The organism is Streptoverticillium olivoreticuli subsp. olivoreticuli, from assembly GCF_003391135.1.
In the GTDB taxonomy this organism is placed as follows: domain Bacteria; phylum Actinomycetota; class Actinomycetes; order Streptomycetales; family Streptomycetaceae; genus Streptomyces; species Streptomyces blastmyceticus.
This window is the reverse complement of sequence record NZ_CP031455.1, coordinates 14174-39728: the sequence shown is the minus strand read 5'-3', so window position 1 is coordinate 39728 and position 25555 is coordinate 14174. Positions and strand designations below refer to the sequence as shown.

Annotated in this window: 20 protein-coding genes and 3 pseudogenes; 9 read left to right on the top strand and 14 right to left on the bottom strand. The window is 68.4% G+C overall.

The window, feature by feature from the left end:
* The first annotated feature begins 124 nt into the window (after positions 1 to 124).
* From DXZ73_RS00185 to DXZ73_RS37730, 3 genes are all read left to right on the top strand, one after another.
* Positions 125 to 1717 (top strand): sensor histidine kinase, encoded by a 1593-nt coding sequence (locus tag DXZ73_RS00185; protein ID WP_240351015.1) that lies wholly within the window; start codon positions 125 to 127, stop codon positions 1715 to 1717.
* A 16-nt stretch (positions 1718 to 1733) separates the two neighbouring features.
* Positions 1734 to 2387, top strand: coding sequence for a response regulator (locus tag DXZ73_RS00180; protein WP_116209012.1), 654 nt, complete (start codon positions 1734 to 1736; stop codon positions 2385 to 2387).
* A gap of 1163 nt (positions 2388 to 3550) precedes the next feature.
* Positions 3551 to 4084, top strand: a complete 534-nt coding sequence (locus DXZ73_RS37730; RefSeq protein WP_162889891.1) for a chorismate mutase — start codon at positions 3551 to 3553, stop codon at positions 4082 to 4084.
* Between the two features lie 1525 nt (positions 4085 to 5609).
* Here DXZ73_RS37730 and istB read toward each other — a convergent pair.
* Both istB and istA read right to left on the bottom strand, forming a co-directional pair.
* On the bottom strand, positions 5610 to 6434 hold the full coding sequence (istB, locus tag DXZ73_RS00165; RefSeq protein ID WP_116209007.1) for an IS21-like element helper ATPase IstB: 825 nt from the start codon (positions 6432 to 6434) through the stop codon (positions 5610 to 5612).
* Positions 6431 to 8068, bottom strand: a complete 1638-nt coding sequence (gene istA / locus DXZ73_RS00160; protein ID WP_116209005.1) for an IS21 family transposase — start codon at positions 8066 to 8068, stop codon at positions 6431 to 6433. Before istA ends, istB begins: the two co-directional genes overlap by 4 nt.
* 981 nt (positions 8069 to 9049) lie before the next feature.
* Here istA and DXZ73_RS00155 point away from each other — a divergent pair.
* Complete coding sequence (locus DXZ73_RS00155; protein ID WP_162889890.1) at positions 9050 to 9412, top strand: beta/gamma crystallin domain-containing protein; 363 nt, start codon at positions 9050 to 9052, stop codon at positions 9410 to 9412.
* 285 nt (positions 9413 to 9697) lie between these two features.
* On the opposite strand, the gene DXZ73_RS00145 is transcribed toward DXZ73_RS00155, so the two are convergent.
* From DXZ73_RS00145 to DXZ73_RS40380, 3 genes and pseudogenes are all read right to left on the bottom strand, one after another.
* A complete protein-coding gene (locus tag DXZ73_RS00145) occupies positions 9698 to 10354 on the bottom strand; it encodes a hypothetical protein (protein ID WP_116208999.1) in 657 nt (218 codons plus the stop codon).
* A gap of 1076 nt (positions 10355 to 11430) precedes the next feature.
* On the bottom strand, positions 11431 to 13203 hold the full coding sequence (locus DXZ73_RS00140) for a group II intron reverse transcriptase/maturase (protein WP_240351668.1): 1773 nt from the start codon (positions 13201 to 13203) through the stop codon (positions 11431 to 11433).
* 686 nt (positions 13204 to 13889) lie between these two features.
* Positions 13890 to 14836: pseudogene (locus DXZ73_RS40380) on the bottom strand (IS630 family transposase); the annotation flags it as partial.
* 101 nt (positions 14837 to 14937) lie between these two features.
* On the opposite strand from DXZ73_RS40380, the pseudogene DXZ73_RS00125 reads away from it, so the two are divergent.
* A pseudogene (locus DXZ73_RS00125) lies at positions 14938 to 15375 on the top strand (transcriptional regulator); the annotation flags it as partial.
* A gap of 86 nt (positions 15376 to 15461) precedes the next feature.
* On the opposite strand, the gene DXZ73_RS00120 reads toward DXZ73_RS00125, so the two are convergent.
* The 3 genes from DXZ73_RS00120 to DXZ73_RS00110 all read right to left on the bottom strand — a co-directional run bounded on the left by DXZ73_RS00120 (position 15462) and on the right by DXZ73_RS00110 (position 18008).
* Positions 15462 to 15836 carry a DUF6573 family protein gene (locus tag DXZ73_RS00120; RefSeq protein ID WP_116208997.1) on the bottom strand — a complete coding sequence of 125 codons (375 nt, stop codon included), beginning with the start codon at positions 15834 to 15836 and terminating at the stop codon, positions 15462 to 15464.
* A 136-nt stretch (positions 15837 to 15972) separates the two neighbouring features.
* Positions 15973 to 16512 carry a hypothetical protein gene (locus DXZ73_RS00115; RefSeq protein ID WP_162889889.1) on the bottom strand — a complete coding sequence of 180 codons (540 nt, stop codon included), beginning with the start codon at positions 16510 to 16512 and terminating at the stop codon, positions 15973 to 15975.
* A 536-nt stretch (positions 16513 to 17048) separates the two neighbouring features.
* Positions 17049 to 18008 carry a hypothetical protein gene (locus tag DXZ73_RS00110; protein ID WP_116208994.1) on the bottom strand — a complete coding sequence of 320 codons (960 nt, stop codon included), beginning with the start codon at positions 18006 to 18008 and terminating at the stop codon, positions 17049 to 17051.
* Here DXZ73_RS00110 and DXZ73_RS38935 point away from each other — a divergent pair.
* Genes DXZ73_RS38935 through DXZ73_RS00100 form a run of 3 tightly spaced genes read left to right on the top strand, consistent with a single transcriptional unit; the run spans position 17988 to position 20027 of the window.
* Positions 17988 to 18299, top strand: coding sequence for a hypothetical protein (locus DXZ73_RS38935; protein WP_162889888.1), 312 nt, complete (start codon positions 17988 to 17990; stop codon positions 18297 to 18299). The genes DXZ73_RS00110 and DXZ73_RS38935 overlap by 21 nt on opposite strands.
* A complete protein-coding gene (locus DXZ73_RS00105; RefSeq protein WP_162889887.1) occupies positions 18296 to 19195 on the top strand; it encodes an aldo/keto reductase in 900 nt (299 codons plus the stop codon). The genes DXZ73_RS38935 and DXZ73_RS00105 overlap by 4 nt, the downstream gene beginning before the upstream one ends.
* A 19-nt stretch (positions 19196 to 19214) precedes the next feature.
* Entirely contained in the window at positions 19215 to 20027 is an 813-nt protein-coding gene (locus DXZ73_RS00100) for a hypothetical protein (RefSeq protein WP_116208990.1), read from the top strand.
* 53 nt (positions 20028 to 20080) lie between these two features.
* Here the strand turns inward: DXZ73_RS00100 and DXZ73_RS00095 are convergent, their stop codons facing one another.
* The 3 genes from DXZ73_RS00095 to DXZ73_RS00085 are packed head-to-tail and all read right to left on the bottom strand — an operon-like array spanning position 20081 to position 21530.
* A complete protein-coding gene (locus tag DXZ73_RS00095) occupies positions 20081 to 20401 on the bottom strand; it encodes a helicase associated domain-containing protein (RefSeq protein ID WP_275898553.1) in 321 nt (106 codons plus the stop codon).
* Positions 20398 to 20952, bottom strand: coding sequence for an IS630 family transposase (locus tag DXZ73_RS00090; protein ID WP_116208986.1), 555 nt, complete (start codon positions 20950 to 20952; stop codon positions 20398 to 20400). Before DXZ73_RS00090 ends, DXZ73_RS00095 begins: the two co-directional genes overlap by 4 nt.
* Positions 20949 to 21530 (bottom strand): helix-turn-helix domain-containing protein, encoded by a 582-nt coding sequence (locus tag DXZ73_RS00085; RefSeq protein ID WP_116208984.1) that lies wholly within the window; start codon positions 21528 to 21530, stop codon positions 20949 to 20951. Before DXZ73_RS00085 ends, DXZ73_RS00090 begins: the two co-directional genes overlap by 4 nt.
* Before the next feature lie 132 nt (positions 21531 to 21662).
* Here DXZ73_RS00085 and DXZ73_RS00080 point away from each other — a divergent pair, with 132 nt between their 5' ends.
* Positions 21663 to 22847: an IS701 family transposase gene (locus DXZ73_RS00080; RefSeq protein WP_116208983.1), complete on the top strand. Its 1185-nt coding sequence runs from the start codon at positions 21663 to 21665 to the stop codon at positions 22845 to 22847.
* A gap of 140 nt (positions 22848 to 22987) precedes the next feature.
* Here the strand turns inward: DXZ73_RS00080 and DXZ73_RS00070 are convergent, their stop codons facing one another.
* From DXZ73_RS00070 to DXZ73_RS00060, 3 genes and pseudogenes are all read right to left on the bottom strand, one after another.
* Positions 22988 to 23698, bottom strand: coding sequence for a helicase associated domain-containing protein (locus tag DXZ73_RS00070; protein ID WP_240351014.1), 711 nt, complete (start codon positions 23696 to 23698; stop codon positions 22988 to 22990).
* Between the two features lie 205 nt (positions 23699 to 23903).
* Positions 23904 to 24326: pseudogene (locus DXZ73_RS40375) on the bottom strand (TniQ family protein); the annotation flags it as partial.
* A 77-nt stretch (positions 24327 to 24403) separates the two neighbouring features.
* A complete protein-coding gene (locus DXZ73_RS00060) occupies positions 24404 to 25381 on the bottom strand; it encodes an ATP-binding protein (protein ID WP_162890488.1) in 978 nt (325 codons plus the stop codon).
* Positions 25382 to 25555 lie beyond the last annotated feature (174 nt).

Genomic DNA, 25555 nt, shown 5'->3' with positions numbered 1-25555 from the left:
GCCACGGACGGGCGGAGCTGCCTATCGTGCGGGCATGAGAGCAACATTGTGGGCCTGCGACCTGTGGCGACGGCTGATTGGACCGGAGCAATGGCCCTGGCGGCGGCTGGCGGGAGAAGGTGCGATGGCCGCGGTGCTCGCCCTGCTCGCGGCAGGAACAGAGGATCTCACCGGGAGCGACTGGCCGCGGATGCTCGCGGCGGCGCTCGCCGTCGCCGCGCTGTCACTGCTACGGCGCGCACTGCCTGTGCCCGTCCTGCTCGCCACGGCGGTCCTGACCGGGGCAACCCCGGGCGGACTGCTGCTGCTGGCGCCAGTCGGCTGGTCTGCGGGGCACCGGATCGCCGGGGCGGTGCGGGCAGTGACGGCATTCGCCGTGTCCTGCGTGGTGTGCGTGGCAGCCAGCGCCGTTATTCATCGTCTGACCCCCTGGGAGCTGGCGTTCACCACCCTCGTCTTCCTGGCATCGGCGGTCGTTCCGGGACTCACCAGCCGCTATTGGTACCAGCGGCGCACCCTGATGCGTGCCCTGCAAGAACGCAACGCCCAGCTGCTGCGCGAGCGCGAGATGGTCTCGGGACAGGCGCGGATGCGTGAGCGGCAGCGGATCGCCCAGGACATGCACGACAGCCTCGGCCACCAGCTTGCCCTGATCGCCGTGCATACAGGCGCCCTCGAGGTGGACAGAAAACTGACCGGCCAGCAACGCGAGGCGGTCGCCGTGCTGCGGGAGGCGTCCGTGGCCGCGATGCACGAGCTGCGCCAGGTGGTCGGCATCCTCAAGGGCAGCGCTGCGGAGGAGACGCCGGTAGTGCAGCCCGTATCCGGGGCGGTAGCCGGGATCGAGGCGCTGGTTGAGTCGGCGGCCGCGGCGGGCACTGCGGCCCGGTTCGAGCGCTCGGGGGAGCCGCAGCCGCTGGCACCGGTGGCCGACCACGCCGCGTACCGCATCGCGCAGGAGGGGCTGACGAACGCGTACAAACACGCGCCCGGTGCGCCGATCACCGTCAGCCTGCGCTACGAGCCGGACTCGATGGTGGTGGAGGTCGCGAACGGTCCGGTGCCGGGGGACTCCGGGCCGTGGCCCGCCGCGGTCAGCGGCGGTCAAGGGCTGACCGGGCTCCGGGAGCGGGCCCGGCTGGTCGGCGGGATGGTGCACGCCGGACCGGTGGATGGCGGGGGCTTCCGGCTCGCGGGGGTGCTCCCGTACGGGACGGGGGAGAAGACCTTCGTCGACGCGGCAAACGACTTTCGACAGCAGACCCGCCCTGCAGCTCCCGGCGAGGGTGGACCGGTCACTGACTGGTCCGATCCGCGCGAGGAGTTCAAGAACATCATGGGTTCGAAGAAGAGTCGTGGTCTTCTGATCGGCTGCGGCGCAGCCCTGCTGCTGATCCTGGTGGGACTGGCGGCAGTGCTGGTGTATGGGGTGGGCAAGCTGCTCGATGAGGCCGAGAAGGCGACGATTGACCCCAGTGTCTACACCTCGGTGAAGGTCGGCGACTCCGAGGATCAGGTGCGCGAGAAGCTGCCCTCAGGCGACTCGATCCTCACCACTGGTGCAAAAGACAAGGGGCCGGCCGAGCCGGCTGGCGCGAGCTGCCTTACCCTTTTGTCCACCGATGTGTCCAAGGGGATGCTCACCGACATCGTGTACCGGTTCTGCTTCAAGGACGGGAAACTGATCGAGAAACGTGAGTTCGAAGTCAAGAATTAGCGCAACAGGAGATCAGTTGATCCGCGTCCTCATCGCCGACGACGAGCCGCTCATCCGGGCCGGGATCAGGATGATCCTCACCTCCGCCGACGACATCCAGGTCGTGGCAGAAGCGGTGGACGGGCGCGAGGCAGTCGAACTGGCGCGTCGGCACCTGGTAGACGTCGCCCTGCTCGATATCCAGATGCCTGCCCTGGACGGGTTCGCGGCACTCGCCGAACTAGGACGCACAGCCCCAGGTGTACGGGCACTGATCCTGACCACCTTCGGGGAGCGTGACAACGTACTGCGGGCTCTGCGGCACGGCGGAGCCGGCTTCCTGCTGAAGGACTCGGCACCCGCGGAACTGATCGGGGCGGTACGGGCGGCAGCTGCGGGCAACGCATACCTGTCGCCCGCAGCTGCGCGCCACGTGGCGGACTCGCTGGCGGGCGACCGCGCCACGGGCCGGGGTGAGGCGGCGCGACGGCAGGTGGCAGCGCTGAGCGAGCGGGAGCGCGAGGTACTGGCGCTGCTCGGCGAGGGGCTGTCCAACGCCGACGCGGGGCAGCGCATCCACATGAGCGAGGCCACGGTGAAGACCTATGTCAGCCGGATCCTCGCGAAGCTGGACTGCGATAACCGGGTGCAGGCGGCACTGCTGGCGCGCGACGCGGGGTTCGGGGCCTGAAGTGACGCACCCATAGGCCGACGGCGAGCCCTGTGTATCGGCCCCGCCCTGGGCACGCCGGAAGTCACCATCTCTCTTTCCTGGCGAGGCAGAGCCGTCGCCCCACCGTACTGGTGAGTGAGATGAGCGTGAGGTTTCAACTGGCTCGTTTGAAAGCCCTGTTGGCCACATGCCCTGCTGTAAATCAACCTATTGCATGTGCTCGTGGACTTGGGGTGCGATATTGATCGTCATCCGTGAGGGTGGCCGCTACTGCAGGGGCTGCTGCCGTCCTGGCGTGCTCTGGTCGCGCTGACGTACCCGCGCCAGCACAATACCGTCACCGAGGTTGTGGCCGGATTCCAGATGGGTGTCGGCACCGAGACCTGCGTACGCACCGTCACTCCTGCTCACGAGGAAGCTCGCAGAACCCTCACGACCTCCTTCAAATGCCTCTACGGCCGCGGCTTCACCGTCAGCAGGAAGCCGATCAACCGAACGCGTGCCTGCCTGAAGTTCCCGTGAGCGGGTCTTCGGCAAGGGGTGTCCTGGGCCTCATTCTGATTCGGCTGGGGTCATCGGTCTGCGCCTGGAAGTCTGGCTTTTTTCGTCAGGGTGTCAGTAAAAGCCGTCCTAGGCATCTGGTGGATTTCCTCTATGAGTCCCTCGGGGCTGGGCGTATTGGTTCGCCTTCGGCCGCCGGGGCGGGCTGTGGATATCCGAGACTAGCTGTGAAGGAGTCGTCGGCGATTACCGGGCGTGAGTTGAATGCTGTACCACTTGACGGATGTTAAGGTCGATCAGCAGGACGCAGCGAGTGATCCCGTGCTCATTCTGCCCTGCCTCGGGGCAGTTCCGCGGGGATTCTCCCCATGCCCGCACCGAGGGGCCCGTTGAGAGAGCCGGGCCACGAAGCTGCCCTCACGCTCAAGATCTCGGATATCTCTGGACCCTCAGCACGGAGATGGTCACGAACCAGGTCTCATGCTCCTTGGGGATCGGGAGATGCCCGTACAGGGGCGCTCGGAAAATATGAAGAGAAAGGTTTAAGAATGCAACTTCCCGCTAATCGCCGATGCATACGCCGCTCGCAGAAACTCACCCGGACGTTTGTGGCCTGCTCAGCAGGTGCCGGTGCCGTCATCGCCCTAGTCGTCGCAACGCCGGCCGTTGCGGCAACGGCAGTGACCGAGAAGGCGCCTTATGCCAGTCACCGTACGGAAAACCTCACTGAGCAGGCCATGGGGCGGCTGGCGAAGTTGGCTGCCGAGCGCGCGCTGACCGCCGATCAGGTCGCCGCCTCGAAGTGGCTGTCGGGCCGCTCCATCGAGGATCCGGTCCGTGAGCGGCAGGTTCTGGAAGGTATGGATGCGCAGGCACGGGAACTGGGCGTCGATCGGGCCCTGGTACAGGAATTTTTCAAGGACCAGATCGAGGCCAATAAGCTCATTCAGTACGGGCTCCACGAGTACTGGCGAAATAACCCTGCCGCGGCTCCCATGCAGGGCCCTGATCTGGACCAGGTCCGAGTGGAAATCAACCGCATCAACGCAGGGATGCTGACGGCAATTCGGGAATATCAGCCCCTCCTGTCCGAGTCCCGGTGTGCGGCCGCAGTGGCGCGGGCGCACAGTCAGGTGGCAGAGAACATGAAGCTGGATGAGCTGCACAAGAAGGGCTTGCGGCGCGCTCTGCAGGGCCTTTGTGCCACTCCTTGAGCCGTAGCTCGGCAAGACCGGAAGACCGTTCCCAGCGGCGACCGCTGCCCTCGTGAGGAGCCTCTGGCCGACTCGTTGCCAAATCTCGCCGACGGAGCGGCCCGGCAGCTGAGGATTCGTTGCTGGAGTGACGGACCTGGTGGTCCGAGATGTATACCGGTGGTGTGCGGTATCCGGCCAGGCAGGCCTCGCGCACTTTGCAGCAGACGGGCTGGTGCCCGCGCATCCCGGCACGCTGGGGTGCCGGTGCAACGATGTAGCGGTGCCGGACCTGCTGAAGAGCTCTGGCCACGCGGAAAGACGGTCAGGGACTGGGGCGCGTGGCTAGGTTTCGCCGACAAGGCGGGGCAGAGCCTGCGCCCGCCGAAGGCGCGGACCTGGTCCCGACGAGGTGTCACCCCCGTAGTCAGGGGCACCGGCCGGCTTGTGCAGGGTCGCGTTGCTGCGCCCTGGCCTGCACCAGGCGCCCCAGCCCCTCTGATCTTCCGGATGCGAGACTGCCAATCGGATAGCTCTTCCAAGGTTCCGGTGAGGACAGGCCGCCAGCCTGGTGGCAGTGTGCCGACTGTGTGACACCGGACTGCTGAAGACCGCCTCTCAGCCAGCCGCGCTGCTGGTTAGGCGTGTTGTGGTGCGGGGTTGTGTTGCCTGGACCCCAGGCAGGCCGGATGGCCTGTCTGCGCGGGAAGCTCAGCGAGCGGGCGCACGGATGCACCGGAGCCGTCTTGAGGAAGGGCCCGGCGTGATCGAGCCGACCGTGCGTTGGCCAGAGTGCCCTCGGTCGACGCTTCGGGAGCTCATCAGCACAGCGCCGGCCGAGACTGCCGCATCCCGTCTGCCGAAGATACTCGCGGTGGCAATCAGCGACACTACGATCCTGGGCCTGCACAGGGCACTGCTGTGCCCGCGTAGGAGGTGCCCGAAGTGCTGAGCTTGGACGTTCTGCCATGCGATACCGCCACCGGTGCACGGTGCTGCTGCCGGACGTGGATCCTCACGGCCGCATCGACGCACATACGTACCGGAAGACCGACAGTCTGGTGCGTAACTGCACGAGGTATCCCAGAGTCTGGGCGGTGTGCCGCGACGAGCCGGCCTGACCGGCCTTTCTGGACGGGATCGCAGCCTCTGCCAGGGTTGTGTGTTTGTGACAGGTTCTGTTGGCCCCACTCCGACATTGAAGTTGGCCCCACTGAGGGTGTGACGGGGCTCGGGTGAGGGTCGTCAACCTGGCATCGACAAGTTGTTTTGGCCCCACCCCGAACGAGTGGGTTCCCTGGTCGGGGGGCGGGGTCGGAGCGGTAGCGTGAAGGACATCGGATCCGGACTGGACGACGGGCCCCGACACCCCGCCGGACCACAGGATCTCGACCCGTGTTCGATAGGGACCGCTGGATTCTCCGATCCGCGGTGGCCGACGAGCGCGGGCATTGGCGCGACCGGCGGAGAACGGTTCGGGCCCAACCGGGCCGAGGCCGGTGCCCCTGTAAGGGGCGCCGGCCTCGGTTCTTGAGGCGGGGATGGTTCAGGGCTTGGGCTTGCGGTGCTTCTCCTGGGTCTTCTTGAAGCGGAAGCTGTCGGTGCCGGTCTCGACGATGTGCGCGTTGAAGGTCACCCGGTCCACGATCGCCGAGCAGAGCCGGGGATCGGTGAACGTCTGCTTCCACTCCGAGAACGGCGCGTTCGAGGCGATGGCGATCGCCCGTCGTTCCTCGCGTTCGGTGAAAACCTGGAACAGCAGCTTCGCGCCGGGCTTGTCCAGGTCGAGATAGCCGAACTCGTCCAGACAGAGCAGGTCAACGCGTCCGTAGCGGGCGAGGGTCCGGCTGAGCTTCTTCTCGTCGGCGGCCTCGGCAAGCTCGTTCACGAGGTTCGCCGTGGTCGTGTAGCGGACCCGCATGCCGGCCTCGGCGATCGCGGTGCCGATCAGCAGGTGCGACTTGCCGGTGCCGGAGTCGCCGATCAGGCAGAGCGGCAGGCCCGCCTTCACCCAGGCCGGGTCCGCCAGAGTGCTGACCTGCTCGGGGGTGATGTTCGGGTTCTTCTCGAACTCGAAGTCCTCCAGCCGCTTGGGGCGGGGGAAGTTCGCTTCCCTGACCAGCCGGTTCTTCTTCCGCTCCTCCCGCTGGAGGCATTCGGCTTCCAGCAGATCAGCCAGAAAATCCTTGTAGCTGGCCCGCTCCTTGAGCGCGGTTGCCGCGATGTCCTCGAAGCGCGAACGGATCGTCGGCAGGTGCAGGGCCCGGCAGGCTTCATCGATCACGGTCTCGACGGCTCCGGCGGCCGAGGCGTCCTTGCGGGGCCCCGGGACTCGCTCACCGACGTCGAAGAGGGTGGTGGTGTCGTTCATGCGGAACCTTTCGGATGGCGGGTCAGCAGCTGGTCATAGACGTCCACCGACGGCGGAGGACGGTTGTCCTGGGGCAGTTCGGTCCGGCGGGCGGGCAGCGCCAGCAGCTGTCCGCCGGGGATGTCCACCCAGGGCGGAGGATCGTTTTCGTCGTCCTCCGGCTCGGGGTCCCGGGCGGCGGACTCGGCCTTGCGGGCCTCGATGGCCACCACATCCGTGCTGATCGACCCGGCCTTGATCGCGGCCGCCATCCCGGCCTGGACCGCCTCGGCGGGCATTCGCCGGTGCAGCAGCAGGACCTCGATCAGCGCGCGGGTGCCGGCCGCGTCCCCGTGGGCTTTGAGGGCAGCGGCCCAGAACGCCTCATGGACGGCCGTGAAGGACCCCTCGGCCCGCGCGGCGGCCAGCGCGGTCGACCCGGCCATGGCCCCGGGCTTGATCAGCAGGATCTCCAGGTAGTGGTCGAGCACGTCGCGGTATCCGTATCGTTTCGTCAGCCGCGGGTGCCGGGCGACGACGTTCCGGCGTTCGAGGACCAGCAGCTCGTTGCCTCGCAGCAGAATGCGTACGCGTTCTCCGATGAAGCGGGCGGGCACTGAGTAGTGGCACTGGCGGACGCTGATCCGGCTGGTCCGGTCGACCTTCGGCGTCAAGGTGAGGCCGCACTCGAAGTCCTCGGTCGGCAGCGGGGCCAGGGCCTCGGCTTCGATGCGGAAGTTGAAGCCGATCGAGGTCAGCTTCCCGCGCAGGATCCGCTCGTCCTCCGCCTCATCGATGATGGCGATCCGGGCATTGAGCTCCTCCAGCGAGGGAACGTCGGGAACAGGGACCAGGTGGGCCCGGCGGAAGCGCCCGCCTTCCTGCTCGACCCCGCCTTTCTCGTGAGCGCCTTCCTCACCGGGGATGCAGTAGAAGGCGTCGAAGCCGTAGTGCGAGCGGAAGGTGGTCCACCGCTCGGATTCCACCCGGTTGCGGCCGGTGCAGACCTGACGGACCGCGGGCTTGAGGTTGTCGTATCGGATGTGCCTGGTCGGGACCCCGCCCAGCACCCGGAATGCCTCCGCGTGGCCCTCCATGAACGACTCCTGGGCCTGCGAGGCGAACACGCGGTGGACGGCCTTGCCCGAATGCGACAGCCGCAGCGTGAACAGGTGGCACTTGACCGCCTCGCCGGCCACCCGCACCCACACATCCGCGAAGTCGACCTCGGCTTCCTCGCCGGGCAGGTGGTCCTGCGGCACCATTCCCTCCAGGTGCTGGCGGCCCTCACGGTCCTCCGCCACGATCTCCGGCCGCCGTTTGCGGACGTAGTCCCGCAGCGTGGAGTACGAAACCTGGTCGAAGCCGTGCTCCTCAGCCAGGCGTTTCTGGATCCGTTCGACGGTGTGCTTCTGCTTCCGCGGGGCCCTCAGATCGGCCCGCAGCATCGCGTCGATCCACTCCGCGGCCGGGTCCAGGACGCGGAACTTCCGTCTCACCGCCTTGCGCTGAGGCGGGATCGCGGAGGCCATGGCCTGGCGGACAGTCCGGCGGTGGACGCCGTATTTCGCTGCCAGAGCTCGATGTGAGAGCGACGGATCGAGACGTACGTCCCGACGGATGTTTTCGAACAGCTCGACACGCGACAGACGCACCCCGGCCTCCCGACACGGCCATGACCAACGACACGGCCTCCGACATGACCGTGAACGACGGACACACCCTGACGGGATCGGGCAGACAGCTCACACCATTCACTCGGACGAGGGCACGTCGCCTCTCACCAGGACAGGTGGGGCCAATTCAAATGTCGATCAAGCTGGGGCCAGACCAACCTGTCGGAGTGGGGCCACTGAAACCTGTCACAAACAGTTGTGAGTTGTGAGGCTCGCACCCTATTCCCCCAGGTAGACAAGGTGACCTGTGAGGCTGTGAGCTGTGAGCCACCCCTCGCCAGGCATCACCGGCGCCGCGGTGTGGCCCTGCACCTCCGGTGCGGCCGCGGCGGGATCAGAGCGGGCAGAGCCACGTCGGTGAGGCTTCCCGTGGATACGGTCACGAACCCTCGGCGGCAGACGTCCGGCGCACCCACTGCACCCTGCCGTCGCGCTCTCCGAGCGTCAGGCGGTGCGTTTCGGGCAGACCCACGCGCCGTTGCTGCGTCCAGCAGCCGGTCCGCGAGCACCTCATCTACCACTTTGCCCGGCCCCTTCTCCGCCGGCCGTCCGCTGGCCTGCCGAATGCCGGCGGACACGAACTCGCGCTCGCTGGTCGCCTTCAACGCCAGCCTCGGGAGCCGGCCCTGCCACTCGACCCGCTGGATCATGCAGGCCAGCACCGGCGAACTGCCCGTTCGCACCCACGCATCGCCCCTGCCTACGGCCCGCGCCTCCTCCGTGGCCCTCCGCAGCAGGGCTTTGGGGGAGATGTGGCCGGAGACCAGCCCTCCGCGGGGACTGTCTCCAGCCATACTCCGGCCCCCACTTCATGTGTGAGGCGGAAGATGTCACGCTCGAACGCAGGAGTTCTGAATGAGGTCACGGCCCAGGACCGCCGCCATCGCGTTCCAGGGCAGCCCACGAGAGGTCTCGTCGGGGTCACGCGCGCAGTCCGTTCAGCCAAGGAGGAGCCATCACATGAAGATGCTTCGCTTGATTGCCACACTCACTGCCACTGCCGCGCTCGCCCTGACCGGCGTCGCCTCCGGCGGCACGGCGTTCGCCGCCCCGACTCCTCGCTCCGTCACGAACATCACCGATATCACCAACCCGCCGTGTGGCAATCGCACCGATTTCGTCAGGGTGTACGCCTATAGCCGAGGTGACACCTGCTACGCCAATGCCGGATACACCACTCCGAATATCACCGCTGTCTACCGGGTGTGCAGCGGAAACAACGATATCTCGATCGGATTCAACGCTGAATCCTTTGAAATCTCCCGGAACAACTGCCAGGACTTCGGGGGAGGAAAGTACCTCACACGCCTCCAGATCTGGTAGCCCAAGCCCATCGACACCCTGTTCGCTTTCATCCCCCGAGAACCGCTCAGGGGGCGGCCTCCGGCCACATTTCCTCCACGAGCACAGCATGTCCCTCTCGGCCCTGGCATGACAGCGACGGCCAGGCCAAGAGTCCCACCGCCGCCCCCCCGGACACCAACTGCGCCTTCCTCTCCACGATCAAGTCCCACCTGCCCATCGGCGCGCTGCGCCACAACCCCACCGTCATCGCTGACCTGGCCCGGTGAAGGCGGCGCCGCCTGGAGCGGGCCCGGTGATTCCAAGTCAGGCGCCGACCGGCGCCTTCCCCTCGGCAGCCTTCTCCTCCCCTGCGCCAGCTTCAGGCACTGCCGCCAGGGGCACTGTCTGGGGTGCGGAATCCGCGGCCGCGGTGGCGGTATAGAACACCGACCCCCGCTTCCGCTCGCGCTCCAACCTGCCCTTGGCAACGAGTGCTTCGACCGTGTTGCGCACCACCTGGGCGCTCACGGTGCGTTCCGGGTGGGCCTGGCCTAGTTCTGTGATGACCTCGCCGACCATACGCGGCTGGCGGTGCCCGGCGAGCAGAGCGAGAACCAGCTCACCCAAAGTGGGCCCGCCACTCTTCCTGGCACGCACCCCGGGAGCCTTCAAGGCGCCCGCGCCCTTGGCCTGCGCGGACTTCTCCTTCCGACGGCCCGGCGCGGCGACCGAATTGGTGGCCCGGCGCGGCTGCGGTACACCTCCCGCAGCCGCAGTGCCGGTGCCCTCAGCAGCGCCGCCCGTCTTATCCTGCTTCCCGGCCACCGCGTCCCGCATGCCCAGCAGCCACGCATGCTCCTTCTCCAACTGCTCAAGACGGGTCCGAAGCGCTACCTGCTCCTTCTCGTTGCCCTCCAGATCAGCGGCGAACCGCGCCGCGTACCAGGTCTGGATGCCGGCGTCGGCCATGGCCTCGCTCATGACGGCTCCCCATTTTTCAGGTATCGGGTGTTGCTGAGGGATGCTACTCACCCCAACGCGGTGCCAGTACCACCCGCCACACTCAATCCCCCCGCCCCAGAAAGCCGCGCCTCACGGTCCGGGACCCGCCCCCTGTGCCTGCCGGTCGCAGAGACGGACCGGCCACTGGGTAAGGCAGCAACTCCCGAAGAGTGCAAACCTCTCCAGGAACCTGCGCCGCCCCGGGCCCCTTCCGGCTTTTCACCCCAGCCCTCCCACCTGCCCCGCACACCACCCAGCTGCGCCCCGGGACCGACGCCTGCCGGGCCACCCGGTGCGACCCGTCACGAGAGGTGAGATGCGAGTGGAGGAGACAAACACGGGTATCAGGGACTGCCCAGGCATGGAAGAGCGAGGAGCAGTACCGGGATGCCACTGGACACCGGGCGTTTTCGCGCGCTGGACCCGGTCCCGTGCGGGTCCAGCCCGGAAAGGGGCAGCTCCGACCGAGAACCCTGCGCCTGCGAGCAGCCAAAGGGCTGATAGCAACGCTGGCATGGTGGTGGTGAAAGCCGGGTAAGGTCGCTGCGGTGGCCGTTGCGGCGTGATGGGGACGACGCGACGGCCACCAGGACTCTTCCCGCTACACCCCAGGACCGGTGCCCCAGACAGGGCATGTGACCTGGTGGACGTGATGGCACATCACAGTCCCGCCGATGGAGATACGACGGCTAGAGACGACCTTGCAGCAACTGCGCTCCCGCACCGGCAGCGGCTCCGGAAGCAGCTCCGGCACCACATCGTCAAGGAACACGGGCGGGGCGGGTACGGCATCCGGTCCGTCGGCCACACCAGCCATCATGGCGGTCAGGACAAACCGGCGGCCGCGCCGGGGCCCACTTCTCATGTCCTCCAGCATGCAGCCCGCCCTGTCCCAGCAGCAACACCCGCCCCGCGTCCCGGCACGCGCCCCCTCCCAGCGACTGCGCACACCGCTTCGCCCCCATCCCGACGGCCTGACCCGCGCGGTCGGGTAGGTGCATTGCTGCGCCGCACCCCCCTCAGAACCGTGCAGGCCCGTCGTCCGAGCACACGGCTCAAGCAGGCCCCATGGGCCCGTGGGCAGGTTGCAGTGCTGTTCTGCTGCCGGTGCTGGCGCCGCGCCAGCGGTGGCAGTGGGTGTGGATCAGGCGGAAGGATGCGGCCCCATCCGGCGTGCTGCGCCCCGGGGTGGCGGTGACCGCGTGCTTGCGGACCGCCATCCGGGTCACCTTGAGCCACTGTTCCCATTCGGATGGGCTCTGTGGCTCGCGGTCGGCGTGCAGGAGGAACCCGTCGCAGAGCGGACACCGTCCGTGCTGTTTCTGCAGCAGACCCAGCCCGGCCGGACTCAGCGGGGGTTTCCTCCTGCGCCGTCGTGCAGCCCAGTACCCGGCCAGGGCTGGGTCGTCCACCGACGCCCGGCCCGGGACCATCTGGTGCCGGACAATCTTGGTCCAGGCGAACTTGGTGAGATAGGCACCGGTCTCCCGGTCCCCGAAAACCCACCGGTCCTGCCTGGCTCGGTTGAACCGACCGAAATACCGGGACGCCACCCAGTGCTTCGACTTCTTCGGGTGGCTGTGCTTGGCCCACTTGTAAGTGAGCTTCCACATGTGGAAATCCAGCGAGGCGAATGCCTCGCTGGACACCACGCCCCGGTAGTAGGCGGCCCAGCCCCGGATGATCGGGTTCAGCTTGGCGATCACCGCCGCAGCGTTGAGCCCTCGCAGGTTCACCACCTCGGCAGAGAGCCGGTCCCGAATCCGCTGCAGGGAAGCCTTGCTCGGCTTGATCAGCAACGTGCCGTGATAGCGGCGGATGTTGAACCCCAGGAAGTCGAAGCCCTCGTCGAGGTGCGCGATGCGCGTCTTGTCCTCGTTGAAGACCAGGCCCCCGGGCAACAGCCACACGGCAAGCCGCGCCTTGATCTGTTCGGCCTCGCCACGGCTGTGGCAGAGGGCTACAAGATCGTCGGCGTATCTGATCAGAACCGGCGAGCCCGCCTCGGTTTCCCCTGCGCGAGCACCGGTCGTCCGATAGCGGATCCCTGCCGCCTCCTCCAGCCCGTGAAGGGCCACGTTCATCAACAACGGTGAAATGATCCCGCCTTGCGGGGTCCCCTCCACCGTCGGGGCGAACCTCCCTTGATCGACCACCCCGGCCCTGAGCCACTGCTCGACCAGCCCCCGCGCCGGGAACCCACCGAGCAGCCCGAGGAGCCGGTCATGATCGATTCGGTCGAATGCTGCCGTCAGGTCGGCATCCAGCACCCACTGCCGCTTGGGGGCTTTGCCCTTCGCGGTCTGGAAGATGGCCTGGATCGCGTCGTGACAGCCACGGCCGGGCCGAAATCCATAGGATCGCGGCTCGAACCGTGCCTCCCACTCGGGTTCGAGTGCACCAAGGGCCAGGGCCTGAAGGCACCGATCCAAGATCACGGGAATGCCGAGCGGTCTTTGACGCCCGTTTGCCTTCGCAATGAACACTCGCCTGACGGGCCTGGGCCTCCAGGGGGCGGCCTTGCCCTGGGGCAGCAGCACGACCATCCCGTCGATACCCGCCGTCTTACGGCCAGCGTTGACCTCCGTGACCCGCCGCACGCTCATCAGCGTGTTCGAGCGGGAACGGAGCATCAACTTCTGCAAATTGCGGACCCGCTTGAGGTCCCCTGCCTTCGATGCCGTGAAGATCCTCTGCCGCAATCGCCGTACGTTCTCCTCGGCCGCCTGCCAGTCGATCGACAGCCAGTCGGTGGAGTCGCCCTCCGGTCCGTTCACCGCAGCCCCTGCACCCGCAACGGCATCCGCCGTGGAGATCGGTGTCGCCATGGTGTCCAACTTGCCCTTCGGTTCGAGCGTTGAAGTCATCGGGTCTTCACAGGCCCACCTGATCCACGTCAGCACCCTTTCGGGTCCGGGCAGTGCCCGTATCCGGCCAGTTGTGCGGGACGGCCGACAGAGGCGCCGGCCACCAGTCCCGGTTTCCTGCTGCCTTTCGGCTGCCGGCCTTGGCTTCTTGGAACATCCTGTGCCCGCTGGGGAGTTGGGCCTTCCTTGCGGTCGGCTTACCGGAGAAAGCGCCTCCGGACCCCATCGGGGTTACCACGTTCCACGCGAGCGAGATACGACCGGGATGGGTGCCCCCTCTACTCCGGGACGGCGATGCTCTCCCGGCTGACAAAGAATCCCCAACCGGCGCCTGCCGCTTCTCAACGGCCAGTCCTGCACCCCGCTGGAACGTCCCATCTGCGAGGCCGAAAATCACGAAGCATCATCAGGGGTTCAGTCGCCTTCACCCGTCCGGTCTTCCCCTTGCCTGTGGCCTCCGGATGGAACAGAGGCCCTTGGGCTTTTCCCCCGAGCTCCGCACCGAGCCGTTACCGGCAACGCACGTCGGGGTGGGGACAGGCCCTGAGCACTGGCCCGGAACTACGCTGTCGACATCAGTCAGTCCTCCCACCAGCGAATTCGCTCGTCTCGTGCGGCCTCGTGTCGCACCACTCTATTTTTCGTGTCAGGTTGGCCAGGCTGCGTTTGATGTGGGCCCATGCGCCTTCGACCGGGTTCAGATCGGGCGAGTAGGCGGGCAGCAGGAACACCGTCAGCCACTCGCGCTGGTCGATCAACTTACGCATGGCGTGGGAGACGTGGGTGTTGAGCCGGTCCCACACCAGCACGATCGGCGCTTTGACGAGCTGGTGGGCGCCGTCGATCAGCGCGATGAAGTTGCGTTCGCCCATGCTGCGGCGCTTGCCCTTGCCCGCCGGGTGGGAGATCAACCGGTGGCACAGCCGGGTGCGCGAGCCGGGCCGCATGGCGATCAGGCCGGCGACCGACAGCCGTCCCGAGTGCCGCCCGCCGACCGTCACGACCGGCGTGTGGCCGCGTCGGCCCCAGGTGCGTCCTTTGGGCGGACGGCGGGTGAAACCTGCTTCGTCCTCGAAGCAGATGTAGCCCCCGCAGGCCGCCCGGGTTCTTATACCTCCGCCCAGGTCGCCTCCTTCCGTATGACGACGGCCTGCTCGTCGCGTTCGGCCACCCGCCGGGCGGGCACCTGCGGGGATAAGCCGAGCCGGCGCATCAGTCGCGTGGCGCCCGAGACGCTGTAGGAGACGTGGAACTTCCTGCCGATCAGCGTGGCCACCCGCGCGGCGGTCCACACCTGGTCCTCCACCCAGCCATGCGCGGCCGGACCCTGCTCGAGGTAAGCGGCGAGTTTCGCCAGGCAGCGCGGCGACAGACGGCACCGTGACCCGCTCGGGCCACGGGACATCAGCGCCCCGGACCCGCCGTCCCGCCACAGCTGGTGCCACTGGTAGGCCGATTTCCGGCTCACCCGCAGGCGCCGTGCGACCTCAGGCGGTTTGATCTTCTGCTCGAACAACTCAGCCGCCTGTGTTCGTACCGCCTCGCGGCGCTGACGTCCCGCAGCGGTCAGCCCGCTCCCATCCGCATACCTCACACACCACGGAATGCAACCAACACCCCAGCCACATCAGTGGCTTCACAAAAGATCACCCTGACGAGCCGAAGTCAGTAACGAAACCCTCCACACTCAGAGGGGATAGACACTATTTGACGAAGTCGGGTAGGAGCCGCCAGGCCGCGCGGGATGCGGGGCTGACGGTCACGGACCGGATGCTGAAGGCGTGGCTGGAGGGCAAGCGTCGCCCGTCGAAGGTGAACCTGGAGTGTATCGACGCGGCGTACCGGGCGGTGCGCCGGCAGAACGTCGCCCGGCACCTCCTCAAGCGCCTGAACCGCGAGGGACGCGGGACGCGGGTGGAGATCCACCCCCTCAACCAGTCCCAGGTCGCCCGGCCGCTCCAGCGCGTGGTGGAGTACCGGACGATGAACGTGCGCCGCTGGGACAAGATTGTCGCCTCCTGGGCGGCCGGCGACTATCAGGGCCTCGACGCAGCCTGGGACGACACGATCGTCGACCTGTGCTCGCAGTGGGGCCAGTACGAGTACGTCACCAACGTCGGCTTCGCTGCATAGAAGCCCCTCGGCAGGAGGCGGCCCGGATTCATACGGATCCAGGCCTATCCATGTGACTGGCCTTTGAGTTGGCCGGCCGCTCGCGTTCACATCTCGTGGGGGAGTATCAAGGTCATGACGGGCTTGCCCGTATCGCCGGGCTCCGTGATGGCGAGGAGCCGGTCGGCGCCGGTGGGTGCATCGCCGGAGGGAAGTTCTTGCGCGGGTACCACGAAGCACACTTCATTCGCGGGCGCCTGCTCGACAGCCTTCGCTACGGCGGACAGCACCGTGCGCAAGCGCTCTCCCCCGCCCTCCCTGTCGCCTGCCACGAATTCCTGCCACGCACTCGCGGTGATGATCAGCGGCATCTCGATGCCCACGGCTGAGCCCGCCGCAGGCACGATCGGAATGAAGGTGCCGTCCGCGAACGCCTCAGCCCGCGTATAGGCGGCGACCACGGGGCCGTAGTCCTCGTCCATTTCGCATACTCCGCTCTCTCAAGTCCCGCTCGTCGTCCTGCCTGTTGAGCCTGTCGTCTTCGTCCCCTGAACGCTGTCCCTCGAACGGGCGGGCGTTTCAGTCCGGCGCTCACCTGGCCAAGTGAAGCGCTCATGACTAGTCGAGGCGGTGGACGGTGATGCGGGCGCCGACGAACTGTCCGGCTGCGGCGGCTTCGCGCATGAGGCGGTTCTTGGCTTTCTGGTCGCTGGCGGGGATTCCGGCGAGTCCGATCTTCCCCACATAGATCACGCTCCAGCCGTACTGCTCGACCCCGGCGACCCATTGTGGCGGGGGAGCGATGGTGCCGGTGTAGAAGAGCGTCCCGTCGGGTTCCATGACAGTCAGCTGCGCGATGCGGTCCGGTCCGGCGGGAGTGCCGTAGGTGGCCAGCCACTGGTCCGCGTGCGCGGGTGCCTGGCGCATCCGTCCGACGGGGGAGAAGCCGTGGGCAAGGACGCGGGAGGCGAGGACGTCCAGGAGCTCGGAGCCCGCTCCGGCTCCGGCGTGGAGGTAGACCGGTGCCTCGGGTTCGGCGATGAGGGGGGGCAGCACAGAGCGGCCGTGTTCGACTGCGGCGGCGGTCATCCGCATCGCCATCCCGTCGTCCGCCGCGGCCGGCGGCATGGAGGAGCGGGCCTCTGGGATTTCCACCACGGCCGAGGCGTGGCAGCGGGCGTACGCGTACCGCACGTGCGCAACACGGCCCGTGGCCCGCCCGACCCCCGCGATCCGTACGACGACGTTGGCCGGCTCGCTGGGGTAGATCTTCTTTTCGCAGCCAAGGCAGATCGCGTTGTTGAGGGTGACGGCCCCGGCCTTGGCGACCCGGACCCGGCCCCAGCGCGTTCCGTACGTCAGGGCTCATACGGATGTCGGTCATCATCGCTCCCCAGAAGAAGTACCGGTGTGTGCTGCTGTCCAGCACGCCGGATCCGCAGATGCCGGAGGGGCACTTGGTGGTTTTGGGGTAGCCCGATCAACCGCCCCGCGCTGCGCCCTGTCACCCGTCGCCCGGCGCTGGCTCAGGTGGAACCGGGCAGCCGTGCCGCTGGCGGAGGCGCAGCCGGGGGTGCTGAGAGAGCCGTCGTGAACGTGCCGGCCGCCGTCACGCGCTTTCCCGGGATAACGAAGCGCCCGGCCTCCAGGACCGGGCGCGGGTGCAGTCCTCTTGGGTTCGGGGGAGGAGCGGGTCATAGCTCGGGGGCGAGGCCGGAGCGTTTGGCCATGCTCATGAGGGAGGGCTTGCTGCGCTGGTGGAGGATGACCAGGACCCGCAGTACCTCACGGGACATGGGGTGTATCTCTGTCATCTCGGGCGCGATCCGGAACGCCGCCTGTAGGGCCTGCTCGGCGCCTTCGAGGTCGTTGATGGCCAGTCGGGCCCGTGCGGTGTCGATGCACAGGCGGCCCACCCTCGACGGGCGCAGGCCCTTGGGCGGGGTGTCCATGAGGGGCTGGGCCATCTCTGACGCCTCGTGCGGGTGGTCGAGTTCGATGCTCGATCCCACCTCGTACAGGGCGAGGTTGCCCGGCCCGAAGGTGAGGTTGTGCATGATGAGGTCGCCCTGCCCGGCGGGGATGCGGGCGGCCAGTTCCCGGGCGTGCCGGGTGTGCGCGGTGGTCGCGGCCTTGTCCCTGTCCCGTGAGGCGAGCACGATACCGCGCAGGTGCAGCGAGCCCAGGGCGAGAACCTGCGTGGGGCCGTACCCGCCGAGTCGGGCTGCGCCCTCGTAGGTGGTGATGGCGCGGTCCACGACTGTCAGGCCGTCGGTGTAGTGTCCGGCGCTCTGGTGGGTGCCGGCCTCGGTCCAGGCGGCGACCGCCTCGGTCCCGGGGTTCCAGGTCTGCCGGGCGGCCCAGGTCTGCCGGGCCACGACGGTGTCGGCGAGATCAGGCTGCATCAGCCGGTGCGCGATCGTGTACGCGCAGCCGTAGACGTCTGTGACGCGTGACCAGATGCCCGCCTCCCCGGGGCTGCTCAGGGCGGCCGCGGTGACCTGTCCGAGCAGGGTGGGCAGCAGGCGCAGCAGTTCGTGTGCCGCCTGCGCCAGCTGCTCGCCGAGCAGCTCGCCGACCCGCACCTTCTCGCCCGGTACACCGCCGATCTCGACGGGCAGGCCCTCGGCCGGATGGCCCCCAGCCTCCCCCACCTGGACACCATCCCGGCCGACCCCCGGCTGCGCGTGCGGATGACCACCGCCCGCGCGGTGCTGACCACCACCGAGGACGCGGTGCACCTGGCGGCCGCCGGCAGCGTCTACGAGTTCGACCCGGCCGCAGGCCCCGCCCTCCGGGCCCTCGTGGACGGCCGCGAATGCCCCCTGGGAGAACTGGCGGACGCCGCGGGCGTCAGCGCGGGCGTCAGCGTGGCCGACATCGCCGGCCTGGTCTGCGAACTCGTCGCCGGACAGGCCGCCACGATCACCGGGACCGGCCGGTGAGCGCCGCCCTCGGTCTGGGCACCTACCGCGTGCGCGAGACGGACCTGGCGGCGCTCACCGCCATCCAGGGCGGCGCGGCGTGGGTGGACACCGCCCCCGCCTACCAGGACGGCCGGGCCCATCATCTGCTCAGACGAGTGCTCGCCGCCCACGTCGACGTTCAGGTCTCGACGAAGACCGGGTTCTTCACCGCAGCCCAGGGGCGTACGGCGGTCGCGGCCGGGGTCCTCAGCGAAGCGCAGGCCGCCCGGGGCCACGACCTCGGCCCGGCCTTTGTCCGGTGGCAGACCGGGCAGTCGCTCGACGACCTCGGCGGCTGGGCCAACGTGGTGTTCGTCCACAACCCCGAACGCGTCAGCCGGCACCCGCACGTCGTGCGCGGCGCGCTCCGCAGGGCGTTCACCGTGCTCGAAGAATTCCGCGCAGCCGGGCGGATCGGCGGGTACGGCGTCGCCACCTGGTCCGGGCTCGACGAACTGTTCAGCGTGCGCGACCTCCTCGAACTCGCCCAGCAGGCCGCAGGCTCCGCCCGCCATTCCCTCATCGCAGTGCAGCAGCCGGTGAGTCTGGTCATGGACCGGCCCATCCGCCAAGCTCTCGACGGCCGCGGGCCCCTGGTGCAGGCGCGCGCGGCCGGGCTGATGACGTTCGCCTCCGCACCACTCCACGGCGGCGAACTCCCGGGGATGGTCTCCCCGGAGCTCGCCGGTCTCATCCGCCCCGGCCTCTCGCCGGCCGCCGCCTGCCTCCTGGCCACGGTGTCAACCCCGAGCCTGGACGTCGTCCTCCTCTCGGCCAGCGACCACCAGCACTGGACCGAAGCAGCCCAGGCCACCGCCCTATCGTTGGACGCCCGCCGACTCCGGGAGATCACCGATGTACTCGCCACCCCATGACCCTGCCACCACCCACCGCATGCGCACCCAGCACGACCACGCCGCCCGCACCCTGGGCATCACCGTCGGCAACGACGACGCATTCTGGGGCTGGGAAGGACGCACCCTCGGCCGCGCAGGCACCACCACCGACAGCCGCCACGTGTGGCTGCGCCTGACCACCGCCCCGGAGGCCAAGGCGACGGGCAAGCTCTGGGAAGGCAACGAGACCGCGCAGAAAGCCTTCGGCACGCTCAGCGGCCACCGGCCCGCGCTCCTCACCATTCACGACTGGACCGAGGACGGCACCGCCTACCGGGCTGAACTGAACGAGCACCTCGATACGCCGGTCATCTCCTCCGACCCCATCCTTCGCACCCCCGCGACCCTCTTCACCGACTGGTGGACGGACCTGCGCACCGCCCTGGACGCCGTCGTCGCCACAGAGACCGACCGTGTCGCCGTACGCCAGGAGTACATCGAGAGGGCCCTGCCCGAATTCCTCGGCCTCCCCGCTCCGGAAAACATCCTGTGGGCCACCGCCCACGGTGACCTGCACTGGGCCAACCTCACCGCACCCGGCCTGCGCATCCTCGACTGGGAGGGATGGGGCCTCGCCCCGTACGGGTACGACCAGGCCACCCTCTACGCCTACAGCCTGCTCGAACCGGCCACCGCGGACCGCGTCCGTGCGATCTTCCCGCAGCTGGGCACACCAGCGACATGGGCAGGCGAAGCGGTGATCGTCGCCGAACTCCTGCAAACCATCTCCCGGGGCCACAACCAGGACCTCGCCGAGCCCCTGCACGCTTGGGCCGGGCACCTGCGCAACCACGCCCCCCAACGGCCTTGACAGAGGCCGCTGCGCTGGTGGGGCCGGTTCCCGGGATCGGCCCCTGTTGTCCTTTACCGAGACCGTAGCGCCGGGCTGGTCCATCGCATGCCGAGTGCGTCCAGTTCCGCCCGGCGCTCCGCACTCAGCTTGTCGGCTCGCTTCCGAAGGTTGTCGAGCACCATCCCGAGCTTGATCCCCAGGCCGTCAGCGCCTCCCGAACTGTCTTCCGGCTCCAGCTGCTCCACGTGCTTTCGGGGTACGTTGAGGTGGCCTTCGCGGGCGTGGAACGCCTTCGCGGCCCGCATGTTGAGGGTCCACTTGTCGTTCTGTGTGCGTTTGACGGGCCGTTCGTGTTCTTCGGCGGGGGTGAGGCCTAGTGCTCGATTCCTCAAAGGCGGTACTCAAAACGGCGTCGGAGTGTGCGTGTTGGTGGGGCGGGGCGGCCCCAGATCCAGGGTTTGGCACGGGCGTTGAGCTGGGCGGTTGCGATTCTGGTGGCGTGGTCGATCTCGTCGGGGTCGGCGAAGGACTGCCCTGCCAGGGCCGCTTTGCGGAAGAGGCGCCACCAGCCCTCCTGGAGGTTCAGCCAGCACGCACCGACGGGGATGAAGGCGTGGGAGATCCTCGGGTGGCCCTCCAGCCACTCACGGGTGGCCTTGCTGTTGTGGGAGGAGAGATTGTCGGTGACGATCACGATTTTCCCGGCGGGGTTGGCGTCTTCGACCAGCTGCAGGAACTGCTGGTAGTTGGCGCTGTTGCGGGAGGAGGCGGCCATCGTGATCTCGTTCCCGTCGGCCGGCCGCAGGGCGCCGTAGACCCAGGTCTTCTCCGGCCCGCGGCTGTAGTCGAGCTCGGCCTTGATGCGGTGGCCGTCCGGTGACCAGCCCGGGGCGGGCGGGAACGTGCGCGGGATCACTGGTCCGAGCTCGTCCGCGCAGATCACCGTGGCGTTCTCCGGCGGGTCCGTGTACAGGCCGACGATCCTCGTCCTTTTGGGGAGAACTCCGGGTCACGGCTGGTGATCCAGGACCGGGTGCGGCGCCAGCGCACGCCCTCGGCCAGGAAAATTCTGCGGACCTGGGAGCGCTGGATATCGATGCCCTGGCGCCGGGCCGCTTCGGCGAGGGTGTCCAGGGTCCACTCGCCCGGGGCCGATTCGTCCTCGGCGGCCAGGTCGCCCCAGGGCTCCCGCACCAGCCGGCCCGGCGGGTCGCAGCGGACCAGCTCGATAATCCGCGAGCGTTCGTCCTCGGTGATCCGCCGCTTGCGCCCGCAGCCGGGGCGGTCGCCGAGTCCATCCATGCCCTGGGTGTTGAACCGGTGCAGCCACTTGCACACCGTCTTGTGATGACATCCGAGCCGGGACGCTATCACCGGAACACGGTCGCCTTCCCAGCTCAGCACGATGATCCTGGCCCGCAGGATCCAGTCCGCCGGCGCATGCCGGGCACCGGCCAGCCTGCGGACCTTCCCCTCCTCGGCCACGTCCTGGGCAGGACGGCCCGACAACAGTTTCGGCACGGCAACTCGCCCCCGAGAAGCCCGAACCGGCAACCCCACACCCCTACAACTACCCCGCCAAAGCGGAATCGAGCACTAGTACTGCAACGGTCTTTGCTGTGACGGGTGGGCAGCTGGGTCGTTGGTGGGGTTGTGGGTGGGGTACTTGTTGATGTCTGGTCGTGGGCTGGCGAGTTGAAGGCTCTGCACGAGCGGTTTGTGCACCGCTTCAGCAGGTCGGAGCCTCGTGAGTCGGCTCTGGCCTATATGCGTGGGCTGCTGGCTCCGCTGGAGCGGAAGAACGGCTGGACGCTGGCGGAGGAGGCCGGGCATGCGGGCCCGGACCGGATCCATCGGCTGCTGAACCGGATCGACTGGGATGCCGATGATGTCCTCGACGACGTCCGGGAGTACGTGGTCGAGTATCTCGGCGACCCGGAGGCGGTGCTGATCGTGGACGACACCGGCTTCCTCAAGAAAGGCACAGCCTCGGCCGGGGTGCAGCGAATGTACTCCGGCACCGCGGGCCGGACGGAGAACTGCCAGGTCGGGGTGTTCCTCGCCTATGCCACCGACCGTGGCCGCACCCTCATCGACCGCAGGCTGTATCTCCCGGTGTCGTGGACGGAGGACCGTGATCGATGCCGCCGGGCCGCCATTGATGACAGCACCGGCTTCGCGACGAAGGTGGCCATGGCCAAGGCCATGGTCCGCCGGGCGATCGAGGAGAAAGTCCCGTTCCGGTGGGTGACCGCGGATGCCGCCTACGGCTTCTCCAAGGGCTGGCGATACGAACTCGAGCAGGCGGACGTCTTCCATGTCATGGCTACCACCCGGCATGACACCGTCGTCACCCGCTGGGCTCTCGACCACCCCGTCCATGACCTGTTCGAGGGCCTGTCCCGGCAGAAATGGAGGCGCCGTTCCTGCGGCAACGGCTCCCACGGACCCCGCGTTTATGACTGGGCCCGGGTGGAGGTCCGGCCCTGGCACCGGCCGGACCGGCAGCACTGGGTCATCGCACGCCGCAGCATCCGCCGGCCCGAGGAGATCTCCTACTACATCGCCTACTGCCCGGCCGGCACCCCCCTGGATGACCTGATCCGCATCGCCGGCAGCCGCTGGGCGGTCGAGGAATGCTTCCAGAGCGCGAAACAGGAATGCGGTCTGGACGACTACCAGGTCCGCCGCTACCCCGGCTGGCACCGCCACATCACCCTGGCCATGGCCGTCCACGCCGCCCTGACCGTCCTGCGGGCCCGGGAACTCGACGCCGGGAAAGCAGAAACGGATCCCCCGGCCTCATCCCGCTCAGCCTCCCCGAACTCAGACGCCTGATCACCCGCCTCACCAACCGCCGTCCCGCACCAGCTGACCATGTCCTGCACTGGTCACACTGGCGACGCAGAAGGCAATACCAAGCCCGCATCTGCCACTACAAACGACGAGGCCACACCCCACCAGAAGCTGCACAACCGTCACAACAAAGACCGTTGCAGTACTAGGACGTTTTCGAGGAGCCATTGCTGGACGGGCAGCAGCCGGCCCCAGTCGAGTCGCTGCGCCCACGCCCAGTGGCCGAGGTCTTCGCCCTGCATGATCACCTCGCCCGCCGCCGTCGGCACTGTTCCGCCGCCTTCGACGTGGGCTTGGGTGAGGCGGAAGCAGCGTTGCCACCCGGCATCCCACACGGGGCACCAGCCCGGGTCGATCTCCTCCAGTGCCTCGCGCCGCGCCTCGGTGAGGGCTTTGGCGCTGGATTCGACAGGGAGGCCGGCCGCGCGGCGCTCCGCGATGTTCTCCGCGAGTCGGGCTGCGGTGCGCTGGTTCTTCGCCCAGGTGCCGACGGGGTAGCCGTCCCAGACGGCGGTGGCGGGCGGGAGGAAGTGTCCGTGGACGGCCGTCCAGGCGCGGGCGGCGGTGAGTCCTTCCTCGAATGCGACGTCCTGGTGGGACCAGACCATTCCCAGCCGGTCCAGTTCCTCCGCCCGGGCCCTGTCGAGGTTGCCGGCCTTGGCGAACTTCCGCTGGTCGGCCAGCCACGTCCCGAGCGGGAACCCCGCAGGCTTCCATTCCGTCGGGGTGATGTACCCGTAGGGCACCCGCAGCTGCTGCGCCCCGGTCTCGGTGATCCAGCGGGTGGCTGCCTCGATGCCGCGCCGCCAGAACGTCGTCTCGGGGTTGATCACTCGTAGCCGGATGAACTGTGCCAGGACCGCCGGGTTGTGACGGGGGTGGTGGTTCTGTGGTAGCTGGGCTGTTCTGGTCTGGTGTTTTGTTGTTGGGCTGGGGATTTGCGGGTGGGAGCAGTGGCCGGTGATGGCTGTGTCCGGGCACGGCCCTGATGTGTACCGGTGTGTCGAGTCGCGGGTCGGGGGCGGCTTGCTGGTGGCGTGGGCAGACCAGTTGGTGCCACGGCCGCACTATACGTGCGGTGTCGGTGGCGCCGTGGCTGTGGTGGCGGACGCATATCGTGCAGGCGGCTACGGCTTGCTGTCGGCGCTCGACGGGTCTCCAGCGCGCGGTGGCCGGACCCGCCGCCTTTGCGCCGTCCTGGGTCAGGCCGGGCAGGGCGCGTGCGAGGGCGTCCGGCCGGAGACGGGCCACTTCAGCCACTCGGCTTGCGGCGGTGGGGGAGAGGACCAGTGTGGCTGCAGGCGTGGTGCCGTGGCCGTTCAGGGTGATGCTGGTGCCGTCGAGGAGCCGGGGCAGTGTCAGCCGGTAGACACTGGCCAGGCGTTCCAGGTAGGAGGCGGTCGCTTCGTACGGCAGGGGCCGTACCCGGAACGCGCCCGCTGCCGGGGGCGGGATCTGCACCCGTGCCCCAACGACGGGCGCGCCGCCCCGCTCGGTGTCGGACGCGGCAGCCGCAGCGGCCGCGAGAACGCTCTGGCTCACCGGGTCCTGGTGCTGGTGCGGGGCCGGTAGTGCTGTTCGGCGAGGTGGTCCAGTCGGACAGCCTCGAGGGTGGTTTTGGTGATGCGTTCGGTGCCGTCGGCCAGCGCGGCCAGGGCCGCCTGTTTGATCAGCCGGGACAGGGATCCGATCCGGCCGGCGGTGCGCGCGTGGAGGTACGGTGCCAGCCGCACCAGGCTCCCGGGGCGGTGGTGGCGGAGGTCGAGTGCGTTCTCCATCGCCCGTACCAGGTCCTTGAACGGTTCATGCGTACCGTCGCGGGCGGGGAAGGGGTCGCAGTCGACGAGGCTGGCGCGTGCGGCGAGCTGCGCCCCGCGCACCCCCGTGAACAACGGCGTGGCAGCCACGTCGATCCCCGCGTACATGAACGTCGCGCCGATCCGCTCGGTGAGGTCTTTGATCAGGTCGGCGCTCTGGGCGCCGGTGGTGGTGCGGGGGTTGAGCCGGTGGATCTCGTCGATCATCACCAGCTTCACGTCGGCTGCCTGGTAGGTGTGGCAGACGCTGTTGACGATCTGGGCCTGGGACATGCGGGCGGTGGTGGGGATGCCGAGGTAGCGGGCGAATTCCAGGGCGAGGGTCTTGGCGCCGGCCGCGGGCGGCACCAGCACGTAGGCGACCGGGACCTGCCCGCCCGCAGCCGCGGCGACGCCGCCCTGGCGCCGGATGTGTGCCAGCTGGAAGACACGCCCGACCTGGAGCAGAGCCGTGGTCTTCCCGGCCCCGGCCGGACCGGTGACGATCAGAGACGGGCGTGCGGCGACCTGCTGGTGGCAGCCCAGGATCATCAGGGTGCGTACCTGCTTGGCCAGCATATCGATCGCCGGGGTGCGTACGGTGACGAACCGCGAGTGGTAGGCCAGGCGTTCGGCCAGGCTGCGCGGGGGTGCCCCGGGCGCGGGAGGCGCGGTCACGGGCGCGGTGGCGAAGCGGGTGAACCCGTCCCACACGGTCACTGCCCCGGGCTGCGCCTGCCCGTCGTCGCCTGGGATGTCCTCGGTGTTCGCCGAAGAGCCCGCCGGTTGGTGTGCGGGTGAAGCGGCGCCGTCCATCGACGCCTCTCCCGTGCCCGCAGGGCTGCTCACCACTGTTCGGCCTCCGCTTCGGCGTCCCACAGCTCGTATCCGTCG

Excerpts from the sequence above, each read along its gene's own strand:
- DXZ73_RS00185 (WP_240351015.1), top strand. The coding sequence starts at position 125 with ATGGCCGCGGTGCTCGCCCTGCTCGCGGCAGGAACAGAGGATCTCACC.
- istB (WP_116209007.1), bottom strand. The coding sequence starts at position 6,434 with ATGAACGACACCACCACCCTCTTCGACGTCGGTGAGCGAGTCCCGGGG.
- DXZ73_RS00155 (WP_162889890.1), top strand. The coding sequence starts at position 9,050 with ATGAAGATGCTTCGCTTGATTGCCACACTCACTGCCACTGCCGCGCTC.
- DXZ73_RS00145 (WP_116208999.1), bottom strand. The coding sequence starts at position 10,354 with ATGAGCGAGGCCATGGCCGACGCCGGCATCCAGACCTGGTACGCGGCG.
- DXZ73_RS00140 (WP_240351668.1), bottom strand. The coding sequence starts at position 13,203 with ATGGCGACACCGATCTCCACGGCGGATGCCGTTGCGGGTGCAGGGGCT.
- DXZ73_RS00120 (WP_116208997.1), bottom strand. The coding sequence starts at position 15,836 with ATGGACGAGGACTACGGCCCCGTGGTCGCCGCCTATACGCGGGCTGAG.
- DXZ73_RS38935 (WP_162889888.1), top strand. The coding sequence starts at position 17,988 with ATGGCCCCCAGCCTCCCCCACCTGGACACCATCCCGGCCGACCCCCGG.
- DXZ73_RS00100 (WP_116208990.1), top strand. The coding sequence starts at position 19,215 with ATGCGCACCCAGCACGACCACGCCGCCCGCACCCTGGGCATCACCGTC.